The 4,784-nt window shown below is 72.4% G+C and carries 6 protein-coding genes; 2 read left to right on the top strand and 4 right to left on the bottom strand.

What is annotated here, in order from left to right; translation table 11 throughout:
• Window positions 1-1,196: AMP-binding protein (locus I53_RS17280; RefSeq protein ID WP_043352826.1), on the top strand; the 1,196-nt coding region annotated here is incomplete at its 5' end.
• 112 nt (window positions 1,197-1,308) lie between these two features.
• Here the strand turns inward: I53_RS17280 and I53_RS17275 are convergent.
• From I53_RS17275 to I53_RS17260, 4 genes are all read right to left on the bottom strand, one after another.
• Entirely contained in the window at window positions 1,309-2,139 is an 831-nt protein-coding gene (locus I53_RS17275) for a hypothetical protein (protein ID WP_043352824.1), read from the bottom strand.
• 105 nt (window positions 2,140-2,244) lie between these two features.
• Entirely contained in the window at window positions 2,245-2,616 is a 372-nt protein-coding gene (locus I53_RS17270; RefSeq protein WP_170861816.1) for a DUF3618 domain-containing protein, read from the bottom strand.
• Window positions 2,617-2,621: 5 nt separating this feature from the next.
• Window positions 2,622-3,035 (bottom strand): phage holin family protein, encoded by a 414-nt coding sequence (locus tag I53_RS17265; RefSeq protein ID WP_043352820.1) that lies wholly within the window; start codon window positions 3,033-3,035, stop codon window positions 2,622-2,624.
• A 4-nt stretch (window positions 3,036-3,039) separates the two neighbouring features.
• Window positions 3,040-3,561: a hypothetical protein gene (locus tag I53_RS17260; protein WP_043352818.1), complete on the bottom strand. Its 522-nt coding sequence runs from the start codon at window positions 3,559-3,561 to the stop codon at window positions 3,040-3,042.
• A 392-nt stretch (window positions 3,562-3,953) separates the two neighbouring features.
• Here I53_RS17260 and I53_RS17255 point away from each other — a divergent pair.
• Window positions 3,954-4,784 (top strand): trehalose-6-phosphate synthase (locus tag I53_RS17255; protein WP_043352828.1); only part of this gene is annotated, 831 nt, incomplete at its 3' end.

Here is a 4,784-nt window from a genome sequence, read left to right as displayed (position 1 = left end):
CGGGCCGGCGCGACGCGCTGGCGGAGGCCGCCGCGGGCGTGCGCCGGATCTGGACCCTCGACGGGGCGGGCGGCGGCAGCGCCGCCGAGGCCGCGGACCGGGCCGGGGATGCGGGGAGCGCCTTCGCCGACGTGCCCCGGGGCCCGGAGGATCTCGCGGCGATCCTCTACACCTCCGGCACGACCGGGCGCTCCAAGGGCGCCATGCTGACCCACGACAACCTCGCCTCGAACGCCCGGACCCTCGTCGATTTCTGGCGCTTCACCGCCGACGACGTGCTGATCCACGCCCTGCCGGTGTTCCACACGCACGGCCTGTTCGTGGCGACCAACACGGTGCTGGCGAGCGGCGGCTCCATGCTGTTCCTGCCCCGCCTCGACCCGAAGCTGATCCTGAGCCTGATGCCCCGGGCCAGCGTGCTGATGGGCGTGCCGACCTTCTACACCCGCCTCCTCAAGGAGCCGGGCCTCACGCCGGAGGCGGCCGGAGGCATGCGCCTGTTCGTGTCGGGCTCGGCGCCGCTGCTCGCCGAGACGCATCGCGCGTGGCAGGCCCGTACCGGCCACGCCATCCTCGAGCGCTACGGCATGACCGAGACCAACATGAGCACCTCGAACCCCTATGCGGGCGACCGGGTCGCCGGCACGGTGGGCTTCCCCCTGCCGGGCGTGTCCCTGCGGGTGGTCGATCCGGAAACCGGCGCGGCCCTCGGTCCGGACGCGGTGGGCATGATCGAGGTGAAGGGCCCGAACGTGTTCCTGGGCTACTGGCGCATGCCCGAGAAAACCGCGGCCGAGTTCCGGGCCGACGGGTTCTTCATCACCGGCGACCTCGGCAAGGTCGATGACCGGGGCTACGTCCACATCGTCGGGCGCGGCAAGGACCTGATCATCTCAGGCGGCTTCAACGTCTACCCCAAGGAGGTCGAGACCGAGATCGACGCGCTGCCGGGCGTGGTCGAATCCGCGGTGATCGGCTTGAGCCATCCCGATTTCGGCGAGGCCGTCACCGCCGTGGTGGTGGGGGGGCCGGGATGCCCGGACGAGGCCGGCGTACAGGCCGCCCTGGAGGGCCGGCTCGCCCGGTTCAAGTGCCCCAAGCGCGTCCTGTTCGTGAGCGAGCTGCCGCGCAACACCATGGGCAAGGTGCAGAAGAACCTTCTGCGGGACGCGCATGCGGAGCTCTACCGGGACTGACGATCCGATCCGCCGGCAGGGACCGGCGGATCGAGAATTCGGCCGCACCGTCGTCGCGCGCGGCGGGATGACGGTGCGGGCGTAACGCGACGGTGCCGATCCGGAACGCGGATCAGAGATTGTGCTCCTTCCGCTCGCCCTCCGGCGGCGTGTGGCTGTCCGGATCCACCACCTTGCGGGCGGCCGCGTTCAGGTTGTCCGGATCGAGGGCGGTCTGGACGAAGTCGCGGCCGATGCTGGTCACCTCGCGGGCGTAGCGCAGGCCCTGGTCGCGGACCTCGTCGGCCCAGGGACCGATGCTCCGATCCTCCTGGCGGGTGCGCGGCAGCAGCGCGCCGAGCAGAAGGCCGGCGGCCACGCCGACCACGCCGACGAGGAGGGGATTGTCGTCCACGAAGCGCTCGACGGCGGTGCGGCCGCGGTTGAGCCCGTCGATACCCTGGGTGGTCAGGTCGTCCAGCGCCCGCATGTTGCGCCGGCGCAGCGTGCCGGCCCGCTCCCGGACCTCGTCGTAGGCGGACGCCGCGCGGTCGCGGGCCTGATCGGCGGCGCCGCCGAGACGGTTGCCGACATCGTCCGCGAAGTCCGACACCGTCTGCCGTGCCTGTCCGGCGAGGTCCGCGGCACGGTCACCGGCCGCCTGGACGCCCTCCTTCACGGTGGCGGAGGCGGCGTCCACCCGCGAGGCGCCGGTGGCGCCGCCGCTCGAATGGCCGCCGGCCGAGAGGGGCGCGGCGCCGTGCGGCAGCGGGTCGTGCAGCCCGCGGGGGTCGGGCCGGAGCGTGAAGTCTCCCGCCGCCGCGCCGGGGATCCCGCGCGGGTCGCCGAGACCGGCCGGATCGGGCCGCAGGCTCCCGTCCCGAGCGCCGTGCGGCGGCGCCTCGCCGGGGCGCGGCTCGGGAATGCTGGAGGGGGTGGCGGGGGTACCCGGCTTGTCGGTCATGGCGGTGTCCTCGAATGTCGGTCCCGGCAGCCCGCCTTCGGCGCCGGTCTGCCCGGCCGTCCGGCCGGGCGCGGGAGGTTTCTCGGTCCGGGCCCCGCCCGGTCGTCAGATCTCGGTCGTGTCCAGCGGATCGCGGGCCGGGCGCGCGGTCGGAAGGTCGGGGTCGTAGCCGCGGGCCGCGCCGGTGTTCAGGGTGGGCACGCGCTCCGCCGAGACCTCGGTGCGCCGGCGCTGGGCGTCGCGCGCCATCCGGTTGAACAGCAGGCCGACGCCGGCCGCGATCAGCAGCACCGGCACCGGGTTGCGGCGCACCGCCTCCAGGGCCGAGTCGTAGGTGCTGTTCAGGGCCGGCACCCGCCGGGCATTGCCCAGCATCTCGTCCACGAGGTTCGGCACCGAGAGCCGCCCCTGGATGCGGTCGATCGTGTCGTCGAGCCGGGCGCGGCTCTCCTCGATCTCCTTCTCGAGGTCGTTCATCGTACTCATCCGGACACGCGCTCCGACAGGGCCTGGGCATCCTGGCGGACCTGGCGCGTGGTGCGCTTCGGGGCCAGGGTCGAGAGGGACAGGACGCTGCGCGCCCACAGGGCCATCCCGAGGGCGAGGGCCAGCAGCACGCCGCCGACGATCAGGGCCGAGAGCCACTCGGACCCGACGATGGTGGCGAGCCATTTTACGAAGGCGCCGATCAGGACCAGTAGGGCGACCACGGCGAACACAGCCGAGCCGACCATGCAGGCGAGGCCGACGATGAGCTGGCGGATGTTGCCGGCCATCTCGGCCCGGAACAGCGCGATCTCCTTGCGGGCGAGTTCGTTGGTCTCCCGCAGGGCGTCGCCGATGAGGCTCTGGATGCTGGAGGCGCCGGTCTGGCGCCGGTCGGAGCCGTGGGTCATGGCGTCAGGCCCGGAAGCTGTCGCGGGCATCGCCGTCCGGCGCCTCCGGCGGCAGGCTCGACGACTTGATGAAGCGGGCGGCGATCAGGCCGGCCACGAAGGTGCCCACCGCCACCGCCACCGGCGCGCGCCGGGCGAAGGCCTCGGCCTCGCTGTAGAAGTCGCCGAGGCTGCGGCGCTCGATGGAGGAGCCGAGCTGCTCCAGCCCGTCGGCGGCGCTGTCGAAGAAGGCGCGTACGTTCGGCTTGTCGCCGAGGTCGCGGCCGGAATTGCGGATCGTCTGGGCCAGATCGTGGACCGACTGGGCCGCATCGCTCTTGCGCTGCTCGACATAGGTCTGGGCCTGCAGCCGGGCCGCGTCGAGCAGCCCGCGGCCGCGTTCGGCCGCCACGTCGGCCAGCCCCTCTACATCGCCCTGCAGGGCGCGCCACTGGGCACGCTCCTCCGCGGCGGTGTGCGGCGCCGCGCCGTGCGGATCCGCAACCGGGTCCACGGGGGCGCCCTGCGGTAACTCGTTGCCGGCCATCTCGAAAATACTCCTCGCGGCGCGGGTACGGAGCCGCTCGCGGCGACCGCGAGCCCCGCGATGGCTGAGTAACCGACTCGGCTGTCACGGGTTCCGGTCCCGGTGCACAGTTCCGATCTGCGCACGGGCTCCGACGGGACGGGCGGCACCGCTCACTCCACGTTCAGGCACGATCTGCCAGAACCGCCACGCTTGCACAACGCGCCCGATCGGGACGGAGCGGCCCCCCTGTCCCGGAACGGTAGGGCCTCGACTTGACCCGCGCCCGGCTTCACGCTTGGGTTGCCTGACAAGCAACAAAGGATCGCGCAGGCCCCCCGCGCGTTCTGACATGTTAGTGAAGTCTCGATGCAGGCGCGGCCGGCCGCGCCCCTGATCCGGAGCCGACCCGCGTGGCACGCCTTGTGATCGTATCGAACCGCGTCGCCATCCCGGAAGAGGGCGGCAAGGCGGTGGCGGCGGGCGGCCTCGCCGTCGCGGTCAAGGAGGCCTTCACGGCCTATGAGGGGCTTTGGTTCGGCTGGAGCGGCACCATCTCCGAGGAGCCCTCCGAGGAGCCGACGCTGATCGACCGGGGCCGGGTCCAGTACGCGGTCGTCGACCTCTCGCCGCAGGACCACCTCGAATATTACGCCGGCTTCGCGAACCGCGCCCTGTGGCCGATCATGCATTACCGGCTGGGGCTCGGCGCCTTCTCGCGCTCGGATTATGCCGGCTACAGCCGTGTGAACCGGACCTTCGCGCGGGCGCTCGCCAAGCTGGTGGAGCCCGACGACATCATCTGGGTGCACGATTACCACCTGCTGCCGCTCGCCGCCGAGTTGCGCGGCCTCGGGCTCGACAACCCGATCGGCTACTTCCACCATATCCCCTGGCCCGCCGCCGACGTGTTCAACTCGCTGCCGGCGAGCGGCGAGCTGCTGCGTGCCATCGTCGATTACGACCTGATCGGCCTGCAGACCGAGGCGGACGTGCAGAACCTGCAGCGCAACCTCGTCGATACCCAGCGGGCGATCCCGCTGGGCGGCGGCTCGCTGATGGTGGATGGCCGCCGCACGCGGATCCGCGCCTTCCCGATCGGCATCGACGTCGCGGGCTTCAAGGAGGCGGCCGAGAAGGCCAACGCCAACAAGGTCGTGCGCGAGACCATCGCGGGCCTGCGCACCCGCAAGCTGCTGATCGGCGTCGACCGGCTCGACTATTCCAAGGGCGTGCCCGAGCGG

Origin of the sequence: Methylobacterium sp. B1 (assembly GCF_000333255.1) — a bacterium.
In the GTDB taxonomy this organism is placed as follows: Bacteria; Pseudomonadota; Alphaproteobacteria; order Rhizobiales; family Beijerinckiaceae; genus Methylobacterium; species Methylobacterium fujisawaense.
Note: the sequence above shows the minus strand (reverse complement) of the source record. Positions and strands in the feature narration are given on the sequence as shown.